The 24677-nt window shown below is 38.3% G+C and carries 21 protein-coding genes; 7 read left to right on the top strand and 14 right to left on the bottom strand.

Annotation, left to right across the window (positions count from 1 at the left end; genetic code table 11):
- Positions 1 to 13 precede the first annotated feature (13 nt).
- Positions 14 to 499 carry a hypothetical protein gene (locus tag I5M19_RS01670; RefSeq protein ID WP_200063401.1) on the bottom strand — a complete coding sequence of 162 codons (486 nt, stop codon included), beginning with the start codon at positions 497 to 499 and terminating at the stop codon, positions 14 to 16.
- On the bottom strand, positions 496 to 1830 hold the full coding sequence (gene tilS / locus I5M19_RS01665) for a tRNA lysidine(34) synthetase TilS (RefSeq protein ID WP_200063399.1): 1335 nt from the start codon (positions 1828 to 1830) through the stop codon (positions 496 to 498). The genes I5M19_RS01670 and tilS overlap by 4 nt, the downstream gene beginning before the upstream one ends.
- Before the next feature lie 51 nt (positions 1831 to 1881).
- Between tilS and I5M19_RS01660 the strand changes: the two genes are divergently transcribed.
- A complete protein-coding gene (locus tag I5M19_RS01660) occupies positions 1882 to 4104 on the top strand; it encodes an OstA-like protein (RefSeq protein WP_200063397.1) in 2223 nt (740 codons plus the stop codon).
- A gap of 7 nt (positions 4105 to 4111) precedes the next feature.
- Here I5M19_RS01660 and I5M19_RS01655 read toward each other — a convergent pair whose 3' ends face one another.
- On the bottom strand, positions 4112 to 4693 hold the full coding sequence (locus tag I5M19_RS01655) for a non-canonical purine NTP diphosphatase (RefSeq protein ID WP_200063395.1): 582 nt from the start codon (positions 4691 to 4693) through the stop codon (positions 4112 to 4114).
- Between the two features lies 1 nt (position 4694).
- Positions 4695 to 5198: a hypothetical protein gene (locus I5M19_RS01650; RefSeq protein WP_200063393.1), complete on the bottom strand. Its 504-nt coding sequence runs from the start codon at positions 5196 to 5198 to the stop codon at positions 4695 to 4697.
- A 156-nt stretch (positions 5199 to 5354) separates the two neighbouring features.
- Here I5M19_RS01650 and I5M19_RS01645 point away from each other — a divergent pair, with 156 nt between their 5' ends.
- Both I5M19_RS01645 and I5M19_RS01640 read left to right on the top strand, forming a co-directional pair.
- A complete protein-coding gene (locus I5M19_RS01645; RefSeq protein WP_200063391.1) occupies positions 5355 to 6734 on the top strand; it encodes a peptidylprolyl isomerase in 1380 nt (459 codons plus the stop codon).
- 2 nt (positions 6735 to 6736) lie between these two features.
- Positions 6737 to 7702 (top strand): AAA family ATPase, encoded by a 966-nt coding sequence (locus tag I5M19_RS01640; protein ID WP_200063389.1) that lies wholly within the window; start codon positions 6737 to 6739, stop codon positions 7700 to 7702.
- Between the two features lie 6 nt (positions 7703 to 7708).
- Here I5M19_RS01640 and I5M19_RS01635 read toward each other — a convergent pair whose 3' ends face one another.
- The 6 genes from I5M19_RS01635 to mutL all read right to left on the bottom strand — a co-directional run bounded on the left by I5M19_RS01635 (position 7709) and on the right by mutL (position 14802).
- Complete coding sequence (locus I5M19_RS01635) at positions 7709 to 8572, bottom strand: hypothetical protein (protein WP_200063387.1); 864 nt, start codon at positions 8570 to 8572, stop codon at positions 7709 to 7711.
- A gap of 89 nt (positions 8573 to 8661) precedes the next feature.
- Positions 8662 to 10152 (bottom strand): cysteine--tRNA ligase, encoded by a 1491-nt coding sequence (cysS, locus tag I5M19_RS01630; RefSeq protein ID WP_200063385.1) that lies wholly within the window; start codon positions 10150 to 10152, stop codon positions 8662 to 8664.
- A gap of 55 nt (positions 10153 to 10207) precedes the next feature.
- A complete protein-coding gene (locus I5M19_RS01625; RefSeq protein ID WP_200063383.1) occupies positions 10208 to 11317 on the bottom strand; it encodes an endonuclease/exonuclease/phosphatase family protein in 1110 nt (369 codons plus the stop codon).
- On the bottom strand, positions 11307 to 12188 hold the full coding sequence (locus I5M19_RS01620) for a rhomboid family protein (RefSeq protein WP_200063381.1): 882 nt from the start codon (positions 12186 to 12188) through the stop codon (positions 11307 to 11309). Before I5M19_RS01620 ends, I5M19_RS01625 begins: the two co-directional genes overlap by 11 nt.
- 30 nt (positions 12189 to 12218) lie before the next feature.
- On the bottom strand, positions 12219 to 12920 hold the full coding sequence (locus I5M19_RS01615) for a rhomboid family intramembrane serine protease (RefSeq protein WP_200063379.1): 702 nt from the start codon (positions 12918 to 12920) through the stop codon (positions 12219 to 12221).
- A 25-nt stretch (positions 12921 to 12945) separates the two neighbouring features.
- Positions 12946 to 14802: a DNA mismatch repair endonuclease MutL gene (gene mutL, locus I5M19_RS01610; RefSeq protein WP_200063377.1), complete on the bottom strand. Its 1857-nt coding sequence runs from the start codon at positions 14800 to 14802 to the stop codon at positions 12946 to 12948.
- A gap of 124 nt (positions 14803 to 14926) precedes the next feature.
- On the opposite strand from mutL, the gene I5M19_RS01605 reads away from it, so the two are divergent.
- Entirely contained in the window at positions 14927 to 16558 is a 1632-nt protein-coding gene (locus tag I5M19_RS01605; RefSeq protein WP_200063375.1) for an amidohydrolase, read from the top strand.
- Positions 16545 to 18362 carry a serine hydrolase domain-containing protein gene (locus tag I5M19_RS01600; RefSeq protein ID WP_200063373.1) on the top strand — a complete coding sequence of 606 codons (1818 nt, stop codon included), beginning with the start codon at positions 16545 to 16547 and terminating at the stop codon, positions 18360 to 18362. The genes I5M19_RS01605 and I5M19_RS01600 overlap by 14 nt, the downstream gene beginning before the upstream one ends.
- A gap of 11 nt (positions 18363 to 18373) precedes the next feature.
- On the opposite strand, the gene serS is transcribed toward I5M19_RS01600, so the two are convergent.
- A complete protein-coding gene (gene serS, locus I5M19_RS01595; RefSeq protein ID WP_200063371.1) occupies positions 18374 to 19645 on the bottom strand; it encodes a serine--tRNA ligase in 1272 nt (423 codons plus the stop codon).
- 110 nt (positions 19646 to 19755) lie between these two features.
- Between serS and rsmI the strand changes: the two genes are divergently transcribed.
- Positions 19756 to 20436, top strand: coding sequence for a 16S rRNA (cytidine(1402)-2'-O)-methyltransferase (gene rsmI / locus I5M19_RS01590; RefSeq protein ID WP_200063369.1), 681 nt, complete (start codon positions 19756 to 19758; stop codon positions 20434 to 20436).
- A gap of 43 nt (positions 20437 to 20479) precedes the next feature.
- Entirely contained in the window at positions 20480 to 22090 is a 1611-nt protein-coding gene (gene lnt, locus I5M19_RS01585; RefSeq protein ID WP_200063367.1) for an apolipoprotein N-acyltransferase, read from the top strand.
- On the opposite strand, the gene I5M19_RS01580 is transcribed toward lnt, so the two are convergent.
- The 3 genes from I5M19_RS01580 to I5M19_RS01570 are packed head-to-tail and all read right to left on the bottom strand — an operon-like array spanning position 22087 to position 24675.
- The gene (locus I5M19_RS01580) at positions 22087 to 22938 is read right to left on the bottom strand and encodes an N-acetylglucosamine kinase (protein WP_200063365.1); all 852 of its coding nucleotides are present in this window, start codon (positions 22936 to 22938) and stop codon (positions 22087 to 22089) included. The genes lnt and I5M19_RS01580 overlap by 4 nt on opposite strands.
- A complete protein-coding gene (locus I5M19_RS01575) occupies positions 22935 to 23318 on the bottom strand; it encodes a response regulator (RefSeq protein WP_200063363.1) in 384 nt (127 codons plus the stop codon). Before I5M19_RS01575 ends, I5M19_RS01580 begins: the two co-directional genes overlap by 4 nt.
- A 37-nt stretch (positions 23319 to 23355) precedes the next feature.
- Positions 23356 to 24675, bottom strand: coding sequence for a TolC family protein (locus tag I5M19_RS01570; RefSeq protein ID WP_200063361.1), 1320 nt, complete (start codon positions 24673 to 24675; stop codon positions 23356 to 23358).
- Between the last annotated feature and the right edge of the window lie 2 nt (positions 24676 to 24677).

Genomic DNA, 24677 nt, shown 5'->3' with positions numbered 1-24677 from the left:
TGAGTGCCAAAGATTATAAATGTTTCATCTCTTCTTTTATGGCCCTTAAAAATTCATTGGCATGTTGCGAGCCAATAATATAAAGAAGGCCATCCCTGTCTGTAAGATGTATGGCATCATTTCCGGCGGTAAAGAAACGGATAGTGCCTTTAGTGTGCAGGTTATATACCGGGTTGTTAAATAAGTATCGGCTGTATGTCCCTATTTCCGCCTTTACAATACTATTTAAATCAATCTTTACTAAACGGGTGGTCCATAAGCCATCCAGTAAAACACTCTTATTTATAACCCTCGTTCTGAAATGGAGTAAAAATCCCATGATAATAGATATCGTGATTATCACAAACCCAACTACTGCCAGCAGGTCACCATTACGTTCACGCTCGTCTGTAAAAAAATATGCAGCAAAACAAAACATGGCCAAAACCAGGCGTATGGTAATAGGTATCCACTCCCTACCTAAATATTGTTTTTCAGTAAAAACCGGTTTATCGCTCATAATTTAATCAGTTCGAATATAGTAACTTTTTTAGTGTTATTACCTACTTTGTACCTTTCGTCAAGCCGGTACCCGCCCAGCCACATAATATCGCCATTCGCATTAACCAAAACAGGTACGTTGTCTTTTTTATGCAATGGTACTTTTTGATGTATAAAAAAATCACTTACTTTTTGGCGTGTTTTCATACCTAAAGGCTGAAATCTGTCACCTTTCTCCCAACTACGTAAGATAATCGGATAAATTATCTTGTCTTCATCTATGGCAACCGCCAGTGGATTATCCTTTATAATCATCGGACTGTCGTCATGCAAAATGGTTAATTTAAATTCACCGTAATTAACAGCATGCTCATTTAATTTAATTACAACATCCGCTTTACCCGCCTTTTTATTTTTTGTAATAATTAACTGATTACGGTCAATAATCAGGGTAAAGTCACCGCTCTTAAACACCTTTCCTGCATGTTTATCTATGGCAGTTATCAGATCGTCGACTACAGATTCCGTAAAGCCGTATGGCTGTAATAGTTTAATCAGCAACAATCGCTGAGGGGATAATTGTTTAACTTGTTCTAAGCTTATTACTGTGTCCTCACCGTCGCTAATCAAAATATCCTTTTTAAGATCTTCCACCTTTTCAGTTAGCAACTGCTCTAATTCCCTGAAATGCTTTAAATTATTTTCAAAGGTGCGTTCCAAAGCCGGATTGAGCTCTTTTAATACAGGTACCACTTTGTGGCGTATTTTATTGCGGGCATATTTGGTTGATGAATTAGAAGCATCCTCAACATAACTTACGTTTTCCCTCTTTATGATCTTCACTATTTCATCTCTGTTTAAAAAAAGCAGAGGTCGCGCCAAATCACCATTTTTGGGTAGAATGCCGTGCATGCCGGCTATACCTGTTCCTCTCGTAAGGTTTAACAATATAGTTTCAATAGTATCGTTCTGATGATGTGCAAGAGCAATTACTTGGTAAGATAATGATTGACAAATAGTTTTAAACCAGTTATACCTTAAAACGCGTGCCGCCATTTGTATAGATAGTTTATTTTCGTCGGCATATTTTTCGGTGTCAAAATTTACAGTATGAAAACTTACACCGAGTTGTGATGCCAGCTGACGGGTAAACTCCTGATCGGCTACCGAATCATCGCCGCGTAACATAAAATTACAATGTGCAATACCAAAATTAAAACCAGTTAATTTTAATAAATGTGCCATCAAAACAGAATCCATACCCCCGCTTACAGCCGCGAGTATTTTATTATCGGGCGTAAATAAATTATTTTGCTGCACAAAATCAACAAAGCGTTTAACCGGAAACATTCGTCAAAATTATTAATTTAATAACCCCAGCAAAAAACTAATTTTGCCATTGTGATAAAATACGTCTTAAGCTTTATTTTAACGTTAATAACTGTTACAGTATTTGCCCAGAAAAAATCTGTTGTAAACCTTATACAGTCATCAAGTACCGAAATTATTAAAATTAACGGCAAGGATGTAACAAAAGTTTATCGTGGCGTGTTTCAGCAGGATTATTCCATAATGCGGTCAGATAGTGCTTACTTCTATTTACAGGATAATGCTTTTGATGCTTTTGGCCATGTTAACATTACCCAGGGCGATACCCTTAATATTTTTTCAGACAAACTAAATTATAACGGTAACACCAAAATTGCGGTACTTACAGATAATGTTAAGTTAATTGATAGAGATGCTACCTTAACAACCAATTACCTTACCTATAATACGGCCACACGAATAGGTACTTATACAGGCGGTGGTAAGCTGATAAACAAAGACAATACACTTACCAGTAAAAACGGATATTATTTTGCCTTTTCGCGCGATGCCTATTTCAGGTATAACGTAGTATTATTAACCCCCGATGCTTTGATCAAAACTGATACTTTAAGATATAACAGCGGCAGCAGAATAGCTTATTTTTACGGGCCTACTAATATTTACGACACTAAAGACAAAAAAGACACCCTATATACCGAACACGGCACCTATGACACACAAACAGAACAAGCCTTTTTTGATAAGAACAACCTGTATAAACAAGGAACAAAAACATTAAAAGGTGACAGTTTATTTTATGATCGTATTAAAGGATTTGGGCGGGCGGTAAAGCATGTTGTATTTAACGATAATGAACAAAAAATAACACTTCGGGGAGATTTGGCTAATTACTATAAAGATGAAGAAAGAACTGTTGTTACCAGAGATCCTTATGTAGTTATTGTTACCGAACAAAAAGACACCACACAAACCGATACAACAGCTGTCCCTGTAAAAAGTAAGGTGGTAAAAACATTTAAGCCACCGGTAAAAAACACTATTCCTAAAATCACGCTTGTGCCTGTAGGTGATAGTGTAAAAGTTGCGCCGGATACCCTGCGCAATGCCCCCGCCGGCCCTGCTGAAAAAATAAAACGCGATTCGATATACATATCTGCTGACACCTTAGATACGCAAATATTAACGTTCAAGAATTACAAACTTTTATTGGAGAAGCAGCGATTATCCTCTATACCGGACACCGCAAAAAAAACAAAAAAACAGGCAGCAACACCAAAAACACGAGCTCCGTTATTAAGTCTAAAACATCCGGGAAGAAATATCGAAACCGGTTATTTACACCCGCTTATATTCGGTAAACTCACTCCCAAAAAAACAGCTGTTGATACAACAAAAAAGGTTTCGCAAAAAATAGCAGCTGAACCTGAAGTTGAAACAGACCCTGCATTTTTTACTGAAAATGTAGTTTTAAGTGATACCGCACGTGTCAGGATAATTAGGGCATACCATCATGCAAAGCTGTTTAAATCGGATCTGCAGGCCAAAGCCGACTCTATGTTCTATAGTTACAGCGATTCAACATTAAGATGTTTTATACAGCCAATTATCTGGACCCAAGGTTCACAATTATCTGCTGATACCATTAATTTAAAAATGAAAAATAAAAAGTTGTATACTATGGATTTATATCCTTCAGCTTTTATTGTAAACGTTGAAAAAGAAGATTCAACCCATTTTAACCAGATAGCCGGAAAAAAAATGCGCGGATATTTCAAGGATGACAAGCTCTCGCGTATGTATATATCGGGTAATGCCGAAAGCATTTACTTTTCTCGTGATAGCGGGAAAATATCCGGTATGGAGCGATCATTAACCAGCCGCATGCGTATTTTTTTTAAAAATAACAGTCCGACTGATATCATCAACATTACAAAACCCGAACATCGTTATGGCCCGTTAGATAAGTTTACCGAGGATGAGCGGATCTTAAAGGGATTTATATGGAAACCTAAGGAGAGACCGGTTTCCAAAGAGTCGATAATTCCATCTTATAATAAAAAAACAAACCGCAAAGGGTCCGATTCCACCACCAACAAATCACCTTCTGCTCCTAACTTAATTAAAGACAAAAAAGCTCCGGAAAAGCGTTCTTTATCTGATCCGCCGGTTACTGCACCACCACCACCGGATAAAGCGCCATTAGATTCCACTTCAAAACCCGCTAATGATACTTTACACGTTAAACCTGTACGTTTAAAGGTTAAAACCGATTCAACGGTTATCAGCAATTAGGAGATTGTTAGCTTTGGGTGTTTATAAAGCTGATCAATTTTTCAACAGATTTAGCACGATGGCTTATTTTGTTCTTTTCGTCCAGGTCCATTTCAGCAAAAGTGATGTTATAACCTTCGGGCTCAAAAATCGGGTCGTATCCAAAACCTTTTACACCTGTGCACTCCGTGCGGATATTTCCTTTTATTACCCCTTCAAAAAAATATTCTTTTTCGTGCCAAATCAGTGATATAACTGTGCGGAAGCGTGCATTTCGATTAGGGTTACCCGCTAATTTCTTAAGTACTTTTTCAATATTAGCCTGATGATCGCCATGGGTGCCGGCATACCTGGCCGAGTAAATTCCCGGCTCATTATTTAACGCTTCAATTTCCAACCCGCTATCGTCACCAAAGCAGTTCAATTTATAATTGCGGTTTATAAAGTGGCTTTTAATTGACGCATTTTCTGCAAATGTTAAACCTGTCTCAGCAATGTCGTCATAACAACCAATATCTGCGAGTGTTAGTATCTTAATTTCTCCCTTTATTTTAGCTGAAACTTCCTCAACCTTATGACGATTATTTGTAGCGAATACCAGTTGCTGCATCTTAAAATATTTTCATTTGTTCCCAAAATGCTTTTTTATACTCGTTGCTTTGCATCATTTGCTCAAAACTAAGTGTAAATAATACTGCGTGTTTCTCTGTTTTTTGGGGATTATTAAGTTCGGGGGCTTCCATATCCTGCGGTAAAGCATCGTTTCCAAAAATGATAAGCTTTTGCGGATTAAAAAAAGCTGTTAACATTTGCATGTTGGTTAGTTGGCAGTTAAACATATTCACTATTGCAACATCTTTTAACTGCATATCCTTACGGTTCAGCATACTTTCAAGCGCGGTATTATGTTCAAGTGGTAAAAATTCGCTATCCTTATAATTTACAAGAATAAGATAGCTGCTGCTCCTGTTGCCCATATAATTAAAATCGGGCTCAAGCGTTTCTACAGGTAAGGCATCAGCCTGAGTGGTGCCATGCTTCGTTTTATCATGATGTAATAAATAAAGTTCTTCATGCATTATAAAATCAAATGCAGCTGGGTTTTCCACCTTCATATATTTAACATTTTTTAACCAAAAGTAATCAATCCTGTTCAAGCATTATAACCATATTAGCGCATCGGCTTAATTATACGTTATTATAAATATTTTTACCGAAATTTGCATATTAAACGGAGCAGGATGATCCGTAAATTAGTTCAACAAAGATTCATGAAAAAAATTGGTGTATTCATTTTAAATATTCTTTTAGTTATTTCAGTAGCAAAAGCCCAGCAACGTACAATTGATAAAATAGCGGCTGTAGTGGGTAACGGTATTATATTGCAGTCAGATATCGAACTACAGTATGCACAATATCTGCTCAGCGGCCAACGACCTAATCCGGCTTTTAAATGCCAGTTACTACAAAATCAGCTCACTCAAAAGTTATTGGCTCAACAAGCTGTAATTGATAGCGTACAAGTTAAGGATGAAGAAGTTGATGCTGATATTGACCGGCGGATGCGCTCTTACATTCAAAGAGCAGGCGGACAGGACAGGTTGGAGGAATTCCTTGGTCGCTCCATTATTCAATACAAAGATGAGATAAGACCTGATATTAAAGAGAATTTGATTGCACAGCGCATGCGTCAAAAAATAACCGAAAATGTAAATACTACTCCGCAGGATGTGCGCAAATATTTTGAAAGTATTCCAAAAGATAGTATACCCTATTATAATAAAGAAGTAGAGGTGGGTGAAATAGTTTTTGACCCCAAATTAAATAAGGAAGAAAAAGAATTCGCTAAAAAAAAGGCTGAAGATCTAAGGGCAAGGGTAAAAAAAGGTGAAGATTTTGCAACTCTCGCCAGATTATACTCACAGGATCCCGGATCCGCACCAGAAGGCGGGGATCTTGGATTTGGTGACAGAACTACTTACGTAAAAGAATTTGCAGCAATGGCCTTTAAGTTAAAGGCAGGTGAAATATCGCCTGTTTTTGAATCGGACTTTGGCTTTCACTTTTTACAAGTGATTGAGCGAAGGGGCGAACAGGTACATGTGCGTCATATTTTAATTATACCTGCAATTACCCAGGCAAGTTTAGATCGTGCTAAAGCTACTGCCGATAGCGTTTATACTTTATTAAATAAGGATAAGAAAATTGATTTTTCAAGTGCCGCCTCTTATTACTCTGATGATAAAGAAACAAAATATAACGGCGGTATGATGCTGAATGCCGAAAATGTGCAAACACGCTCTACTTATATTCCTACTGATAAGCTTGATCCGCAGATAGCCCTTATAACCGATACGATGAAGGTGGGTAGTATTTCAAAACCTCAACTTTTTACAGATCCGCAAACGGGTAAAAAAAGTTATAAAATACTTTACTTAAAATCGGTAACAGACGCTCATAGAGCCAACCTCGATCAGGATTTCGCTAAGTTGAAAGAAGATGCCACGAACGATAAGCTTAACCGTACAGTAAGCGAATGGTTTGAAAAACGCAGAAAGGAAACATTTATAAAAATTGATCCTGAATATCAGTCATGTGAACAGTTAAAAGGATGGATTACACCCGAAACAACTGCTCAAACTAACCCCTGATTATGACGCAACACCACTCAGATGTTGATGCTGCTGATGAATTAAAAAATAAATATCAGCAAATTCGTACTGAAATTGGAAAAGTAATTATTGGCCAGGAAGAGGTTATCAAATTTGTAATGATATCCATTTTCAGTAATGGCCACTGCTTATTAGTTGGCGTACCCGGTTTAGCAAAAACTTTACTGGTGCAAACTGTAGCACAGGTACTCGATCTTGATTTTAAACGAATCCAATTCACTCCTGATCTGATGCCATCTGATATTATTGGTGCAGAGATATTGGGTGAGGATCGTAATTTTAAATTTATACCGGGCCCTGTTTTTTCCAATATCATCCTTGCTGATGAAATAAATCGTACGCCTCCAAAAACACAGGCAGCCTTATTAGAGGCTATGCAGGAAAAAGCAGTTACCGCTGCAGGGGTAACACATAAACTAGCTCAGCCATTTTTTGTATTGGCTACCCAAAACCCTATTGAGCAGGAAGGAACATATCCTTTGCCTGAAGCACAGTTAGATCGGTTTATGTTTAATGTGGCTTTAACCTACCCTACCTTTAAAGAGGAATTGCAGGTAGTAAAAAACACTACCAGTACTGCACATGTAAACGTAAATAAGCAACTAAATGCCGAGCAGATCATCTATTTTCAAAAATTAATAAGAAATATCCCTGTTGCCGATAACGTGTTCGAATATGCCGTTAAATTAGTATCAAAAACACGACCCGACAGCGAATTCGCTCCAGCATCTATTAAGCGCTTACTCAATTGGGGAGCCGGGCCGCGTGCATCTCAGTTTTTAATTTTAGGTGCAAAATGCCATGCGGTTTTAAATGGCAAGTATTCGCCTGATATTGAAGATGTACAGGCCGTGGCTAAGCCCATTTTGAGCCATCGTATTGTACGCAGCTACCATGCCGAAGCCGAAGGATTATCAGCAAGCGATATTATTGAACAACTGTTTTAATATACCTTATTCAACGGTAGAAAATACTTCAAGCAATATATTCCACTTATGTGATGCATCTATTTCCCAGATACGTACGTAATTATAGTTGTTAACTATGTTGCCTTTTTTAATACGTGCTTTACCATAACTATAAGCAAGATCGTTACTCGTAGAACGGCCTGCATTTATAGTTTCAGCAGAAATACTTACATCCTCATTATCCAAAAATTTCAATGTCTTATCTACACCAATAATCGGATAAAAACCAGGGAAATAGTATCTGCCTTCCGGACTTAAAAACTCCTTATATGCAGCAAGTGAAGATATGGTTAATGCATGATTAAACATCTTATCTGTAGCCAATATTACATTTTTACCGTTAAAGGGATCTTTACTTGGAGCAGTTTGCTTTGACAGATCAGGTTCTTTGAAATCCTCTATGCTCTCTGCATCAGCTTCCGGATGTTGAATACCCAGATCAAGAAGTAATTTTAATTTATTATCTGCATCAACACGCCATATTGATACATAATCTCCAAAAACCTTATCGTCATCCGATTTTCCGTTTTGATAAACATAAGGGCCGGCTGTAAAAGCCAGATCGCCATTTGCGGAGATACGGGCAAACTTTGGCTCCCATTTTAACTGACCGGGTTGCTTATCTATGCTATTATAAAATTCCGTGATCTTAACCGGCTGAGGTTTAAAAACAATTCCTTCTATATCAGCAACAGCTAAAAATCCGTCTTTTATTCCTTTACGCTCAACCAATTTATTAAAATCTTTTTCAGCATCTATTACCTTGCTTACTTCAACAGTATTGGTTTGGGCAAATGTTAAGGTGCTAAATCCTGATAAAATTACAGCGGCTAATATTAATTTCTTCATAGTATTGCAATAGATTTACGGGCAATTTAGTAATTATTTTAGTTGATATAACAGATAAACAGCCCATGTTTATTTGTTATGACACGTGGTTAGCTTTTCACCCAATCGGTTGTGCCTTGTTTATTATCATTTAATTGAAAACCGATCTTTTTTAATCCGTCTCTTATGCTGTCAGATGTAGCATAATCCTTATTCAACTTAGCTTGGTTACGCAAATTAATGATCAGATCAAGTAATTTATCAGTATCAGTATTATCAGTATCTTCTAATTTTAATCCTAATACATCAAAAAAGAAATCATTATACGTTGCCTTCATTCTTTCAAATGTCTCTACTGATATCTCTCCTGAATTTCTGGTATTTGCTGTGTACGAATTTATCCATTTAGATAAATTATTCAGAGCATCTAACGTCTTCGGCGAATTAAAATTGTCATTCATCCCGGCAAAACAATCATCGCAAAATGCGTTTATAATATTTTCTGATTCTTCATCAACAGGAACTACAGAACTTTGTTTAAGCGTGGTTAACTTTTTGGCAGCTTCTGCAAGCCTTTTATAAAATATTTCAGCAGCCTCAATAGCCTCGTTTGAAAAATCAACTGTGCTGCGGTAACTGGCTTGCAGGAAAAAGAAACGAACCGTCATAGGGCTATAACCCTTCTTTAACAAAGGATGTGTACCTAAAAACAATTCATGCGGTAAAAAGCTATTCCCCAATGATTTGGACATTTTTTGACCATTAATTGTCAGCATATTAGTGTGTAACCAATACGTAGCCGGATTTTTACCGCAGCACGCTACATTTTGAGCAATTTCATTAGTATGATGGGTAGGCATTAAATCTATACCGCCACCATGAATATCAAACTGGTGCCCTAAATACTTATTGCTCATAGCAGAACATTCCAAATGCCAGCCGGGGAAACCCAGTCCCCACGGCGAAGGCCATTTCATTAAGTGCTCGGGTTTGGCCTTTATCCACAAGGCAAAATCAAGTTTGCCATGCTTTTCATTCTGCCCGCCCAGATCACGGGTATTGTTGAGCATGTCTTCCAGTTTACGGCCATTTAATACTCCGTAATCTTGCGTTTGGTTATACTTTTCTACATCAAAATATATCGATCCGTCCACTTCGTAGGCATAACCTTTTTCCATTATACCTTTCACAAGTTCTATTTGCTCAATAATATGACCGGTTGCCGTAGGCTCAATACTTGGCGGCAAAGTGTTAAAAATTTGCATTACATTATGGAAATCAACCGTGTATTTCTGTACAATTTCCATGGGCTCCAGTTTTGCCAGCTTTGCCTTTTTAGTTATTTTATCTTCGCCTTCGTCTGCATCTCCCTCCAGATGCCCGGCATCGGTAATATTACGTACGTAGCGTACATTATAACCCAGATATTTCAGATACCTGAATATAAGATCAAAGCTTATAAAGGTCCGGCAATTACCTAAATGAACATCACTATATACAGTTGGGCCGCAAACATACATACCCACATGCGGGGCATTTAAAGGCTTAAATTCTTCTTTGGTGCGTGTTAAAGTGTTGTAAACAAATAATTTTTGTTCCATGTGCGCAAACTTACAATTTTCCGTCAGCAGTTTATTCTATTCTGTTTGGGTTCAACTAATTTAATATAAGGTCAGTAAAAACCGGGTAATGGTCAGACAGTCTCCGTTTAACGATCTGATAGTTTACCACCTCAAATTGAGGACTTGCCATAATGTAATCTATCTGATAATTAGGGAAATCACCGTTATAGGTACGTCCCAAACCTGAACCTTTTTCGCGAAAACTATTTTTTAATCCCTTTGCCATCTGATTTACGGCAAATGAGGCCGGCGTATCATTAAAGTCACCCGAAATAACATAAGGATAAGGGCATGTTTTTGTATGCGCTTTAATGGCAATAACCTGTCTGCTTCTTTTTATAAAGGCAATTTTTAATTTACTACCCAGCCTTTTGGTGGCATGCATATTTGTTTTCCCGGTTTTTGACAGATCTCCCAAATATTTATAATCCTCGGGTTCAAAACGGATAGACTGCAAATGCATGCTATATATCCTTATTTTATTGTTACCTTTTTGTATGTCGATATATAAACATTGATTACCAATATCATTTGTCGGCAGTTTTACTAACCCTGATTTAATTATAGGATACCTGGAAAAAACAGCCATGCCGGAAGCCTGATCATAACTTACATCAAAGGGTTCAAAATAGTAAAAGTTTGTCCCCATTATTTTTTTCATGGAATCTAACATGTCATATTGGCCGCGTTTGCGTGTATAAAACTCTTGTATCCCAATAACATCCGGCGCGCTTTTACTTATTATTTCCAGTATTTCGTGCTTGGTTGATATATCATTGTTTGATCCATAAGGTTTAAAATCGTGTACATTATAAGTCATCACACGCAATTGGTCCGCACCTTTTGAATTGCTTGTCTCTGTCGGAAAACGCAATCCTATATTATTACAAAGCACATTCCAGCCAACTAATATGGTTATTACAGGCAAAAGCACTAAACGGCTTTTTCTTATCAGCCAGTAAGCCAGCATAATTAAGTTAGCCAATAATAATGGTGGATAAGCCAAACCAAAAAAAGCGATAACCCAAAACTTTTCCGGATTGATATAGGGCGATAAATAACTAAGCAGTAAAGCCAGGCACAGCAAATAATTCAGCCATAAAAATAGCTTATCAATAAAGGTTAACTTTCTTTTACCTTTCATTATTGCTGGCTCTGAATAGGGTTTCCTTTTCTTGCTTGCTCAGGCTGTCATATCCCGAGCTTGATATCTTATCTAAAATACGGTCAACCTCGTCTTGTCGGGGATAAACTGGCGCTTTTTTTTGCGAATGCTGATGAGAAACCACCTTCATTGTTGATTTCCGTGTAAATATTTTATTCAGCTTCCCTATCCAGTCATTTCCTTTTTGTAACTGCTTTATATAAATAAAGCCAACCAATGCTCCGCCTAAATGTGCTATTTCTCCACCCGGATTACTTCCTGCGATGCCCAGGAAATCTATAATAACATAAATCAACACCAGCCATTTTAACTTTACGGGGCCTATAAATATCAATGATATGGTATAGTCGGGTAAAAGGGTTGCTGTAGCAACTATTATCGCCATTACACTTGCCGACGCGCCTACCACGCTGCTTACTGCTGCTGCATTTAAATTGGTAAATGCGGGCAGTATGTTAAAACATGCCACGAACAGAAAGCCACCTGCCAGTCCGCCCATTAAATAAAGCCCTATAGTTCGCTTATTACCAAGATACTCTTCAAAAATTTGCCCCATCCAATACAACCAAAGCATATTGAACAAAATGTGCAAAATACCGGCATGCATAAACATATAGGTTAAGGGCGTCCAAAAACGGTATAGTAGTTTAGGGAGGTAAGCAGGTAATTGCAGGTAATTGTCAGCAAATGCGATGATAACACTATTGCCAAAACCACTAAATAATAACTGCTCTATAACAGCCGGTACATACACTGCCAAAAAAACAATAATATTAATACCAATAAGCAAATTCAGCTTATTGCCTGATCGCAGCATTTTATATTGTAACTCTTGCCAAATGGTACTCATGATTTACTATACCTTACTCTTAAGTTCCTACTAATAAAATTTATTTGGTCTTCGCACACCCCATATTTTTAACATTAAATACCCAAACAAGGCTCCGCCGAGATGAGCAAAATGCGCTACCGAATCGCCCTGAAAACGGCCAAACCCGGAAAATAATTCAATGGCCACATATCCTAACACCACATATTTAGCCTTAATAGGAACGGGGATGAACAAGATCATCATTTCCACATCCGGAAACAACATGCCAAATGCAACTAAAATGCCGAATACTGCTCCCGATACCCCCAATATTGGCGTACTATAAAGCCCTTGTAAGGTATTGAGATCCGCCTGGCTTATATTGGGCATCATACCCATGCCAGTTGCTGTAAAAGTTCCAAGTATGCTATATATCTGAATAGCCTGCACCAGCATGTGTAATGCTAACGCGCCTATTCCTGTTATAAAGTAATAATTAAAAAACTTTTTAGATCCTAAGGTATACTCCACCATTGGGCCGAACATAAATAAGGCGAACATATTAAAAAAGATGTGTTCAAACCCCGCATGCATGAACATATAGGTAATAACCTGCCAGGGTTTAAAAAAAGGAGAATCGAAATAAAAGGCCGAAAGATTCGCCACCATATCAAATTGTGCTCTTAAAGCATAAGTTGCTACAAAAAACAGCACGTTTATAATAAGCAGATTTTTTACTACTGGTGGAATATTGGCAAATGGTGATCGCATATTTATATATTAAATTTAAGGCCGGCTATTTTTCAAATCTTTCAGCCAGCTCAGTGAGGGTAAAGGTAGTAATTACAGGCTTTCCGTTTAAAGCCAAATTTGGCATCTGGCAGGCAAAAAGCTGATCAATAAGCTGATTCATTTCTTCCATAGATAATTTAGCTCCTGTTTTTATGGCAGCATTTCTGGCAAGTGAGCGTGCAAGATTATCGCGTTTATCTAACTTTAATATTTCAAGGTTTTTCTTAAACCCCTCTAATAGCTGTTCAAGTAACTCGTGTTCACTTGCATTGTTTATATCTGCGGGAATACCATCAACAACTACGGTATTCGGCCCAAATTCCCTGATATCAAATCCGAGTGCCTTTATATCAGGCAAAAGCTCTCTCAATAACTCAAAATCACTGCTGTTTAGTGTAACAGATTGCGGAAAAAGACTTTGCTGACTTATACCGGAATGATTTTGCAATTGTTGCAAAAACCGTTCGTATAAAATTCGCTCATGTGCCGCTTGCTGATTGATCAGCATAAATCCCGATTTTATTTGCGATAAAATAAACCGGTTATGCACCTGGAAAAATTGCCGCTCGCTCGATTTTGTTATCTCCTGCTCGGCTACCGGGATGCTTTTTTGCTGATGCATTTCATGCTGCACCGTTTCATCTTTACGGCTTATCTCGTATAGCGTGTCCCAATTCCGGGGGATAGCTGTACGATGATCTTTATTCTCTTTAAAAAAAGCATCACTATTTTTTTCGCGCTTTTGTTCTGCAGCAAAAGGATTAAAATCCGGATTAAAGGCTATGGATGGTTGTACGATCTCTTCAAACGGCTTTGGCGTTATTAAATGGCCGATACTGTTTTCCTGGTCAAAATCAAGTGTAGGTGTAATATTGTATTTTCCTAATGATCGTTTTACAGCCGAGCGTATAATGGCGTAGATAGCCTTTTCATCCTGATATTTGATCTCGGTTTTGGTAGGATGTACATTAATATCAATTTTTGAAGGATCAATATCTATAAAAAGAACATATAACGGATAAGTCTCATCCTGTAACAATTCCTGAAATGCTGTAAGCACCGCATGATTTAAGTAAGCATCCTTTACAAAGCGATTGTTTACAAAAAAGAATTGCTCTCCACGGGTTTTGCGTGCAAATTCAGGTTTGCCAACAAACCCATGTAGTTTAATTATACTGGTATCTTCTTCTACAGGTACCAGCCGCTGATTATAATTATTCCCAAATAAGTGAACAATGCGTTGCTTTAATACCGCCGAAGGTAAATGATATACCTCCTGCCCGTCATGATGCATTGTGAAATGCACCAAAGGATTAGCTAAGGCAACACGTTGAAATTCATCAATAATATGCCGCATCTCAACGGGGTTACTTTTCAAAAAATTCCGCCGTGCCGGTGTATTATAAAACAGGTTTTTTATGGCTATGGATGTACCTGTAATAGCCTGGCAGGGTTCCTGCTTCAAAACCTCCGATCCTTCTATAAAAATATTTGTGCCTAATTCATCTTCATAACGGCGGGTTTTTAACTCCACCTGTGCAATAGCTGCTATTGAGGCCATAGCTTCGCCCCTGAAACCCATGGTGCGTATAGCAAAAAGATCATCCGCCTTGCGTATTTTCGATGTGGCATGCCGCTCAAAACACATCCGCGCATCAGTCACACTCATACCACAACCATTATCAATAACCTGTATCAATGCCTTTCCGGCATCCTTAAGTATCAATTGTATCTTATCAGCACCCGCATCTATTGCATTCTCAATTAATTCCTTCACGGCAGACGCCGGTCTTTGCACTACTTCGCCTGCGGCAATTTGGTTGGCAACGGCATCCGGTAAAAGCTGTATTATATCTGGCATTTAAAAAAATTTCCCTCCATTTTCGTTTTCGATGCTAAATTAAATAAATGATGGCATAACTTTACCCTTACATACTTGTATATAATATTTACGTTTATATAATTACATCCATCTGTTAAAATATATGAAGAAATTATGGCCGCTGTTATTGGTACTTATTACGGCATGCAAACAAAAAGAATACAACGCCGACCTGTTAATAAAAAACGCGGTAGTTTATACAGTGGATAGTGCTTTTTCAACGGCGCAGGCGTTTGTTGTAAACCAGGGAAAAATAGTTGCTGTTGGCAATACACAAGATTTAGAAAAAAAATATTTTGCTCATGAAGTTATTGATGCCGGTGGTAAAGCAATTTATCCGGGCTTTATAGATGCCCACGCGCACTTTTATGAATACGGATTGGGCTTACAGGAAGTTAAACTTACCGGAAGCAAAAGTTGGGACGACGTTGTAGAAAAAGTAAATACATATGCAAGGCATAATACCGAAGGATGGGTAATTGGCAATGGCTGGGATCAAAACGTATGGACTAAAAAACAATTTCCTGATAAAGCGAAACTCGATTCTTTATTCCCGGTAAGGCCGGTTATATTAAGTCGTATTGACGGACACGCGGCTATAGCCAATCAGGCCGCATTAGATATAGCCGGCATTAAACCCGGGCAAACTATTATTGGCGGGACTATTGAAACTATTAAAGGTAAACTTACGGGTGTACTTATTGATAATGCAGTGGGTATAGTAACCCGTAAAATACCCGAACCAACCGAACAGGTAACACAATCGGCTTTGTTAGATGCACAAAAAAACTGTTTTGCGGCAGGCTTAACAACGGTAGATGATTGCGGGTTGCCCTACACCATAATAAATACTATTGCACAGTTGCAACATAAAGGCGCGCTAAAAATGCGTATGTATGTAATGCTGGCCGATAAGAAAGAAAATTATGATTATTTATTTAGCCATGGTGCTTACAAAACGCCCGGTTTAAATGTAAGGGCCTTTAAGGTTTATGCCGATGGCGCCCTGGGTTCACGCGGGGCGTGTTTACTTAAGCCCTATTCTGATCAAAAAAACTGGAACGGCTTTTTATTGAGCAGTAAAGAACACTTTGAAGAGGTAGCAAAAATGATTGCTGATAAAGGCTTCCAAATGTGTACGCACGCTATTGGCGATTCCGCTAACAGGGTGATGCTGAAAATCTACGCTAAAACATTAAAAGGGAAAAACGATAAGCGGTGGCGGATAGAACATGCACAAATCGTTTCGCCCGAGGATATTAATTATTTTGGCGATTTCAGTATTATACCTTCCGTACAACCTACTCATGCCACATCTGATATGTATTGGGCAGGCAAACGGTTGGGAACAGCTCGTCTGAAAACAGCATATGCTTATAAAGAATTGTTAAAGCAAAATGGATGGATACCGTTAGGTACCGATTTTCCGGTAGAAAACATTAACCCGATGTATACGTTTTATGCTGCGGTTGCCCGTAAGGATCTGAAAGGTTTCCCGGAAGGTGGTTTTCAGCCCGAAAATGCGCTTAACCGTGTAGAAGCCCTGCGGGGAATGACCATGTGGGCTGCCCGGGCAAATTTTGAAGAGAAGGAAAAGGGCAGTATTGAACCGGGCAAATACGCGGATTTTGTAATATTGGATAAAGATATTATGAAAGCAAAAGAAAGTGAATTGCCTAATGTTAAAGTAATAAAAACATATGTAAATGGCGTTAAAGTTTATGAGAGGAAATAAGAGAAGTTTAGTTTGCGTATTATTTTTAGGTTTTATTATTTTCAATTCAGCATGTGCTCAAAACCCTCCTTTAACCGGTAAAGCTTATCTCAAAGAACAAACCGCTGTTGAACAAAGCACCGTTTTATTAAATAATGAGAAACAGTTAATACCAATACAAAATCTTAACGACCTCAAAGCAATAAGCATACATTTTTCGGATATATATGCCCATGCATTTGATAGTTTACTTAATAAATATACACAGATTGATACCCTGGATGGAACTAATTACCTTGGAGCCAAGTCAATTGGTAATTTAGATCAGGATACACGATTCTATAATATGTTGATTATTCAACTTACGGATGCCGATCTGAATAATCAGCAAATATTAAATTTTATAACCACTAATGAGCCGCTCAAAAACGTTATTATTTATTATTGGGGAAACGGATCTTCGCTTATCAAATTAAATAATATCAATGCTCCCATAATATGGTCATCAAGAGTTTCACCTGTTGCGGCTTTATACAGTGCTCAGGCAGTATTTGGGGGTGTACCAATTACTCAACGGTTAAAAAAAAACTATTCCACAAAATATAAGGCGAATGCGGGCTTTTTAACCACAAAAATAAGACTGCAATATACTGTTCCGGAAGATGCAGGTATAAAGTCGGAAAATTTGTTGGCTATTGATGATATAGCACGCGAAGCCATAAGTAACCATGCTACACCGGGTTGTGTGGTACTGGTTGCCAGGGATGGTAAAGTAATATTTAATAAAGCTTATGGTTTCCATACCTACAGTAATGAAATTCCTGAAAGGATAACTGATATTTTCGACCTCGCATCCATGACCAAAATATCGGCTACTACTATGGAAGCTATGCAGTTGTACGATCTGCAGAAACTAAACCTTGACTCTACCGCAGGTACTTATTTAGCGCTGGCGCGCAATACCAATAAAAAGGACCTTACCGTACGCGAGATATTAGAACACCAGGCAGGGTTGATACCTGATATAGCCACATTTGAAAAAGTAAAACCAAGTGACCACAGCGCAGACTCATCAGCTTCATATCCAACTAAGGTAAACGATGGTTATTACCTCCGGAAAAATTACTTTGAGGATGTGATGTGGCCCGACATGCTTAATTCCCCTGTAAGAACCAGAGGAAAATATGTTTACAGCGATTTAAGCATGTGTTTTATGCAGCAAATAGAAGAAACGCTCACAAGCACACCTTTGAATGATTACGTAAAAACCCACTTTTATGATCCTCTGGGTATGCAGGATGCAGGATTTTTGCCTCTTTATCGCTTCTCTGCCAGCCAAATTCCCCCTACAGAGAATGACCGCGAATACCGGCATGCTCTTCTTGATGGTTACGTACATGATCCTACAGCCGCGCTTATGGGCGGTGTAGCCGGGCACGCAGGCTTATTTGCTAATACTAACGACCTGGCTATATTATACCAAATGATGTTAAACCGGGGCAGCTATGGAGGTATTCAATATATTAAGCCGGAAACTGTAGACCTATTTACCGCTAAACAGTCTGACGTTAGCCGGCGTGGTTTGGGTTTCGACAGATGGGACCCTGTTGCAGACCATAATTACCCTTCAAAATTAGCATCATCTATGACATACGGACATACAGGCTTCACCGGCACCTGTGTTTGGGTTGATCCGAAATATAACTTAGTATATGTCTTTTTATCAAACCGGGTGCATCCAAACGTTGGTAATAAATTAGGCACCATGAACATAAGGCCGCGTATACAGGACGCAATTTATGAAGCTATAAATAAAGGACTCTGACAAATACTTTATTAATCTATCATATCAAACCTGGTGTAAGGCACTAATGCCTCAGGTATTTTTATACCAGTTTCGGTTTGATTGTTCTCTAATAAAGTAGCTACGATGCGTGGCAATGCTAACGCGCTGCCGTTTAAAGTATGCGCTAATTGTGTTTTACCCTCTGCATTACGGAAACGAAGTTTGAGGCGGTTACTCTGGAATGTTTCAAAGTTTGATACGGATGAAACTTCCAGCCACCGTTGTTGTGCCGCGCTCCAGGTTTCCATATCATACGTTAAAGCCGATGCGAAACTCATATCGCCACCGCAAAGGCGCAATACCCTGTAAGGCAATCCTAATTTTTGAAGTAAACTTTGTACATGAGTGCTCATTTGCTCTAATACATTGTAAGATTCATCCGGATGCACCACCTGTACAATTTCCACTTTATCAAATTGGTGCAAACGGTTTAAGCCGCGTACATGCGCGCCGTATGAACCGGCCTCCCGTCGAAAACACGGAGTATATCCACAATTTTTTACAGGCAGTTCGTCACCTTTAAGTATAACATCGCGGTATAAATTGGTAATAGGCACTTCGGCGGTAGGTATCAAATACAAATTATCCTGGCCTACAAAATACATCTGACCTTCTTTATCGGGCAGTTGCCCGGTTCCAAAGCCCGATGCTTCATTTACCATCAATGGCAGCATTACCTCGCTGTATCCGGCTTTTTCAGCCTCATCCAAAAAGAAGCTGATCAACGCACGTTGTAATTTTGCTCCTTTGCCTTTATATACCGGGAAACCGGCACCGGTTATTTTAACGCCCAGTTCAAAATCTATCAGGTTATATTTGGCTGCAAGTTCCCAATGCGGTAACGCGTTTGCAGGTAATTCAGGCTTATTACCATTCTCTAAAACCACTTCGTTCTCTTCGGGAGTTATACCTTTCGGTACAGATGCGTGGGGCAAATTTGGCAACAAAACAATTTTTGATGAAAGATCTTCCTCAATGGCTGCAAGTTGCTCGTTCAGTTGTTTTATTTCCTCTTTCCACTTTCCGGTATTCGCTTTTACAGCTTCGGCTTCTTCTTTTTTACCGCTGCGCATCAGTTCGCCTATCTGTTTGGCTGCTGCATTTGCCTGCGCCGAAACATTATCTACCTGGTTTTGCGTTTGACGGCGTTTTTCATCCAGTTCAACCACTTCTTCAACCAATTCGGGCTGTTTAAAATTTTTTACAGCCAAACCTTGTAAAACCTGTTCTCTGTTATCGCGGATATAACTAACTTGCAGCATTGATATTATTTTTGGCAAAGATATAAATAAGTCGATAGTCCATAGACCATAGCCTATAGTTTTTGAGCTTTTTCAAAGATGATGGTACTATGGTCTATCACCCATGAACTATGAATAAAGGCAAACTGTATTTAGTACCAACACCCATAGGCAACCTGGAGGATATGACCTTCAGAGCTATCCGCATCCTTAAAGAAGCAGATCTGATACTGGCAGAAGATACACGTACATCAGCCCCTTTGCTGAAACACTTTGATATTCACCAGAAAGTATTTTCACATCATCAGCATAACGAGCATCAATCCTCTACAGAAATTGTAAAATTTTTATTAGAAGGTAAAAATATTGCCCTGATATCTGATGCTGGTACCCCCGCCATATCCGATCCGGGGTTTTATCTGGTGCGCGAAGCTCTAAAAAATGATATCCAGGTTGAATGCCTTCCCGGTGCTACTGCCTTTGTCCCTGCTTTAGTAAACTCCGGTTTCCCTACGGATAAATTTTGCTTTGAGGGTTTTTTGCCCTTGAAAAAAGGACGCCAAACCCGGTATAAATTATTGGCAGCTGAAGAACGTACCATTATACTTTATGAGTCACCACATCGTTTATTAAAGACACTTGATGAAATGGCCAATTATTTTGGCGCTAACAGACTAATATCTGTATCACGTGAACTTACCAAGATGTTTGAAGAAACCATACGCGGAACGGTTGATGAGGTAAAAACACACTTTGAAACACATCCGGTAAAGGGAGAATTTGTGATATGTGTTGCAGGAGCAACGGCATAACTTCATTTAAAGCCTATATGTGCAATACATTCAATTATTGTTAATGAAAAAAAATATTTTACTATCTGTCCTATCGGGCTTGTTGCTTTGGATTGCCTGGCCCCCAACATCTTACACCACGTTCTTTTTGTTTATAGGTTTTGTACCTATGCTCATAGCGATAGAAAATATCATCAATTCAGCATTGCCAAAAAAGGGTAAAAATATTTTTAATATCACCTTTTTAGGCTTCTTTATCTGGAACACTTTATGCGTTTATTGGGTTTATAACTCTTTAAAAATTATTGGCCCTATAGTAGCCATTCCAATCAGTTTAATACCTTATGCGCTCGGCCCATTACTAATGGCAACAGCCTGTTGGCTTTATTACCGCTTAAGGCGAGTAACAGGTCGGGGAATCAGTTTAGCCGGATTAGTTTGCTTATGGATAGGTTATGAATATTTACATCAAAGCTGGGATCTTAATTTCCCCTGGATGACACTGGGTAATGGCTTTGCGGTAAGTCATCAATGGATACAGTGGTATGAATATACCGGAATATATGGAGGAACTATATGGATATGGTTGATAAACATTCTGATATTTTTACTATACACCGGATTAAAGGAGCAGCAAACCATAAAAATCCGCACGAGGCTGGTAATTGCTTTAACGCTGATATTTATATTACCATTGAGCTTTTCGTTATACAGATATTACAGCTATAAGGAACAGGTAAACCCCTCAAATGTGGTAATTGCCCAACCCAATATTGATCCTTATGAAAAAGAAGAAACGCCTGCTGCTAAACAGATCAGTATACTTACCCAAGTATCCGACTCACTTGCCCAAACCAATACAGAATTTTTTATCTGGCCAGAAACTGCTATCCCTGACTATATTGACGAGGATCATATTTTATCCAGTAATTATTATTTGCAGATAAAGCGTTTCCTGAATAAGTATAAAAATGGCAATGTACTAACCGGTGGAGAAACATACCGGCTGTATGATAAACGCACTAATGAGACAGCCAGTCCCCTATCCGGCGGCGGATTTATTGATAATTACAGCAGTGCAATTAATATTGAAAATTCGCCTAAAGTACAATTCTATCACAAATCCCGGCTGGTTCCCGGTCCCGAGGCACTTCCTTTTAAAGACGAACTAAGCTTTTTGAAGCCTGTTTTCGCTCATTTAGGTGGTGCTACCGGAGTTTATGCTGGCCAGCTAAAACCCGGAGTTTTTTATTCACAAAGCGGCATTGGTGTAACACCCGTTATTTGTTATGAATCTATCTTTGGAGGCTGGATAGCAAAATCAATTAAAAGCGGCTCGCAGTTTATAGCTATTATTACTAATGATGCCTGGTGGGAAAACACTTCGGGTAAAGACCAGCATTTAGATTATGCGAAGTTGAGGGCTATAGAAACAAGAAGGTGGGTGTGCCAGTCAGCTAATACAGGTATTTCCGCATTTATCAATCAGCGGGGCGATATTGTAAAGCGAACAAAATGGTGGACAAAAACAGCCATAAAACAAGATATAAACTTAAGCTCGGATATTACCTTTTATGTGGAGCATGGCGATTATTTGCCCAAGGTGGGAAGTATTGTAGCAATCCTGCTGATCATATTTATCACGATAAGCGTATTTATAAAAAAACGGAATTAAGCCGGTCTTTTAATGATAAATTCCAACAGGTCGTATATGGGCTGTTTAATGATCTTTCCAACAATTACGCCCTCTTTTTCGCAAACCGTTTTCAGTTCATCAGCAAAAATATAAGCTAACGAACCTACAAAATGACATTTATACTTATGATGTTGCGGATAAGTTTTGATATTGGTTTCTACAAATTCGCCAAAACATTTATTCAATAAATTCCGGGCATAATCGGTAGCTCTTATCTTATTAACAAATTTGGTGAATGATGCCAAATAAGCATTTGCTGCGGGGGTTTGATATACCTTTTTTATAACAATCTCCTTTGTTAAATGATATTCTTCATCAAATAAATGCTCAATATCTTCAGGCATATTGCCATATAAAAAGTCTGTTATCAGTGTTTTACCGAATGATGTACCCGATCCTTCATCGCCTAAAACGTATCCCAGGCCGTGCTGCCCGTCATGTATGTTTTCCCCGTCAAAAAAAGATATATTAGAACCGGTCCCTAAAATGCAGCAGAAACCTTTTTCGCGGCCACAGGTAGCGTAGGCGGAAGCTAAAAGATCGCTGTCAACACTAATAAAGGCTTTTGTAAACAAAACGCTTAACGCGTTTGACAATATTTCATGCCTGTCGGGACTGGAACACCCTGCTCCGAAAAAATATATTTCAGTAATATGGTGTGCATGTGCAATCAGATCAGGTATTTGATCCTTCAGTATCCTTACAATATCCTTTTCAGTTAAAAAATATGGATTAAGTCCTGCTGATTTAAATTCGAGTGGTTTACCATCCGGTATCGATAGCAGCCAATCTGTTTTAGAGGATCCGCTGTCTGCTACCAAGATCATAGGCAAAGCTCCTGAAGCGCTTTATAAGTAAGCGGTTTATGAACAAACTGAGCGATATACTTATTTTCGCTCGAAGAACGCATATCCGTCGGATCAAGGGATGATGACAACATAAATATTTTTACGATATCCTTATTACTTAGATCCAGCTTTTCATATTCTTTTAAAAATTCAAAGCCGCTCATAGAAGGCATGCGGATATCAAGAAATATCACATCGGGCAATATTTCCCCTTTACGTAATGCATTTAATGCATCGTGCGGGGACGAATGAACAATTATATTTTCTGCAAAATTCCCGGTTTCCAAAATTTTGCGCGTAACAAAATTGTCAATATAATTGTCATCAATAAGCAGGCAGGTCTTAAAGCTAACAGACATTGTTCAAAAATAATCTTTTAAACCAATTAAAAATATTTTATTGAATATTTATACTGTTAGTTATCTGTTTTAAAGTAACTTCCGCCATTTTAGATTGATATTGAGCCGAAGAAAAGCGTGATTGCGCATCTAAATAATTTCTTTGCGCTTCTCTTATCTCTAATGGTGTAATATTGCCTAACCGATATTTTTCCAACGATATTTCTAAATTCTTACGGGCAAGTTCAACATCCGAACTTTCAAGTTTAATGAGATCAAGGCCTGATAAATAAACCGCGTAAAAATTACTTATCTGTGCTTCAATATCTAACATCGTTTGTTTGTAATCAATTTCGGCATTCTCTATCTGAAGCTTAGCATTACGTTCCCTTCGCCATTGGTTAAAACCATCAAATATATTAATGGATGCTACCACTCCGTAATTAAATCCATGAGCATTTTGCTGCAATGTAAAACCTGCAGGTGTTTTGTTATGGCTAAAAGTATAACCCGATGTAAGTGCTATCTGCGGGTAACGTGTAGCCTGAGTTTGCTTTAAGTTAATATCGGCCAAACGTTTATTTATTTGCGCGGAAAGTATGGCCGGATTTTGGGTTTGAGCTTTTGCGATAATATCACCCAGTATTAATTGGTCATCCACTAAAATAGTATCAGCTACTGTAAAATCTGTTTGAAGATTTCGTACCAATAAGCGGTTCAATTGAATTTTAGTTGTCTTGAATTGTTGTAATTGGGTTATCAGGTTAGCAGTATCTGCATTTAAGTTAACCTGGGCATTATAAACATCCAGTTTAGATACACGCCCTACTGCAAATTTATCATTGGAATACCGTAGTTGTGTTCTCGAAATCTCTATTGCGCCTTTTAATGCTTTTATTTGTTGTTTTTGACCTATAAGGTTATAATAAGTATTAATAACATTTGCTATTGTAGACTGTATGGTATCCTGTAAGCGAATGGCACCTAAATTATCCAGTTGTTTTAACAGGTCATAATTAGCAAACATGCTGAACCCGTCAAACACGGTCCAGTTTAAATTTACACCATAATTTAAATTGGAGTTACGCGCATTATTAATATTATTTACCGAACCGTCTGAGCGGGTTTGCTTTGTAGTTTGTATACTATTATTGGATGTAACGTTTCCGGTTACTACTGGTAAAAACCCCGCATTACCCGGAGTAACATTATTACTGGCAATGGCCGAATTATTTTGAGATAGTTTAATGTTGTAATTATTTTTAAGGGCGATTGCAACCGCATCCTTTAAAGATAAATAAGTGGTATCCTGCGCTTTTGCAATGCCTGAAAAAGCTAACCAGCAAAAAAAAGAGTATTTTATCATTCTGATCTTCATAC

This window comes from Mucilaginibacter segetis (assembly GCF_016522075.1).
In the GTDB taxonomy this organism is placed as follows: domain Bacteria; phylum Bacteroidota; class Bacteroidia; order Sphingobacteriales; family Sphingobacteriaceae; genus Mucilaginibacter; species Mucilaginibacter segetis.
The sequence above is the reverse complement of the archived record's forward strand: the minus strand, read 5'-3'. Positions and strand labels throughout refer to the sequence as shown.

Coding starts and splice junctions, on each gene's coding strand:
- I5M19_RS01580 (WP_200063365.1), bottom strand. CDS start 22,938: ATGATCTTGGTAGCAGACAGCGGATCCTCTAAAACAGATTGGCTGCTA.
- tilS (WP_200063399.1), bottom strand. CDS start 1,830: ATGTTTCCGGTTAAACGCTTTGTTGATTTTGTGCAGCAAAATAATTTA.
- serS (WP_200063371.1), bottom strand. CDS start 19,645: ATGCTGCAAGTTAGTTATATCCGCGATAACAGAGAACAGGTTTTACAA.
- cysS (WP_200063385.1), bottom strand. CDS start 10,152: ATGGAACAAAAATTATTTGTTTACAACACTTTAACACGCACCAAAGAA.
- I5M19_RS01640 (WP_200063389.1), top strand. CDS start 6,737: ATGACGCAACACCACTCAGATGTTGATGCTGCTGATGAATTAAAAAAT.
- I5M19_RS01620 (WP_200063381.1), bottom strand. CDS start 12,188: ATGAGTACCATTTGGCAAGAGTTACAATATAAAATGCTGCGATCAGGC.
- I5M19_RS01635 (WP_200063387.1), bottom strand. CDS start 8,572: ATGAAGAAATTAATATTAGCCGCTGTAATTTTATCAGGATTTAGCACC.
- lnt (WP_200063367.1), top strand. CDS start 20,480: ATGAAAAAAAATATTTTACTATCTGTCCTATCGGGCTTGTTGCTTTGG.
- I5M19_RS01600 (WP_200063373.1), top strand. CDS start 16,545: ATGAGAGGAAATAAGAGAAGTTTAGTTTGCGTATTATTTTTAGGTTTT.
- I5M19_RS01625 (WP_200063383.1), bottom strand. CDS start 11,317: ATGAAAGGTAAAAGAAAGTTAACCTTTATTGATAAGCTATTTTTATGG.
- I5M19_RS01575 (WP_200063363.1), bottom strand. CDS start 23,318: ATGTCTGTTAGCTTTAAGACCTGCCTGCTTATTGATGACAATTATATT.
- I5M19_RS01670 (WP_200063401.1), bottom strand. CDS start 499: ATGAGCGATAAACCGGTTTTTACTGAAAAACAATATTTAGGTAGGGAG.
- I5M19_RS01645 (WP_200063391.1), top strand. CDS start 5,355: ATGAAAAAAATTGGTGTATTCATTTTAAATATTCTTTTAGTTATTTCA.
- I5M19_RS01605 (WP_200063375.1), top strand. CDS start 14,927: ATGAAGAAATTATGGCCGCTGTTATTGGTACTTATTACGGCATGCAAA.
- I5M19_RS01615 (WP_200063379.1), bottom strand. CDS start 12,920: ATGCGATCACCATTTGCCAATATTCCACCAGTAGTAAAAAATCTGCTT.
- I5M19_RS01570 (WP_200063361.1), bottom strand. CDS start 24,675: ATGAAGATCAGAATGATAAAATACTCTTTTTTTTGCTGGTTAGCTTTT.
- rsmI (WP_200063369.1), top strand. CDS start 19,756: ATGAATAAAGGCAAACTGTATTTAGTACCAACACCCATAGGCAACCTG.
- mutL (WP_200063377.1), bottom strand. CDS start 14,802: ATGCCAGATATAATACAGCTTTTACCGGATGCCGTTGCCAACCAAATT.
- I5M19_RS01650 (WP_200063393.1), bottom strand. CDS start 5,198: ATGAAGGTGGAAAACCCAGCTGCATTTGATTTTATAATGCATGAAGAA.
- I5M19_RS01655 (WP_200063395.1), bottom strand. CDS start 4,693: ATGCAGCAACTGGTATTCGCTACAAATAATCGTCATAAGGTTGAGGAA.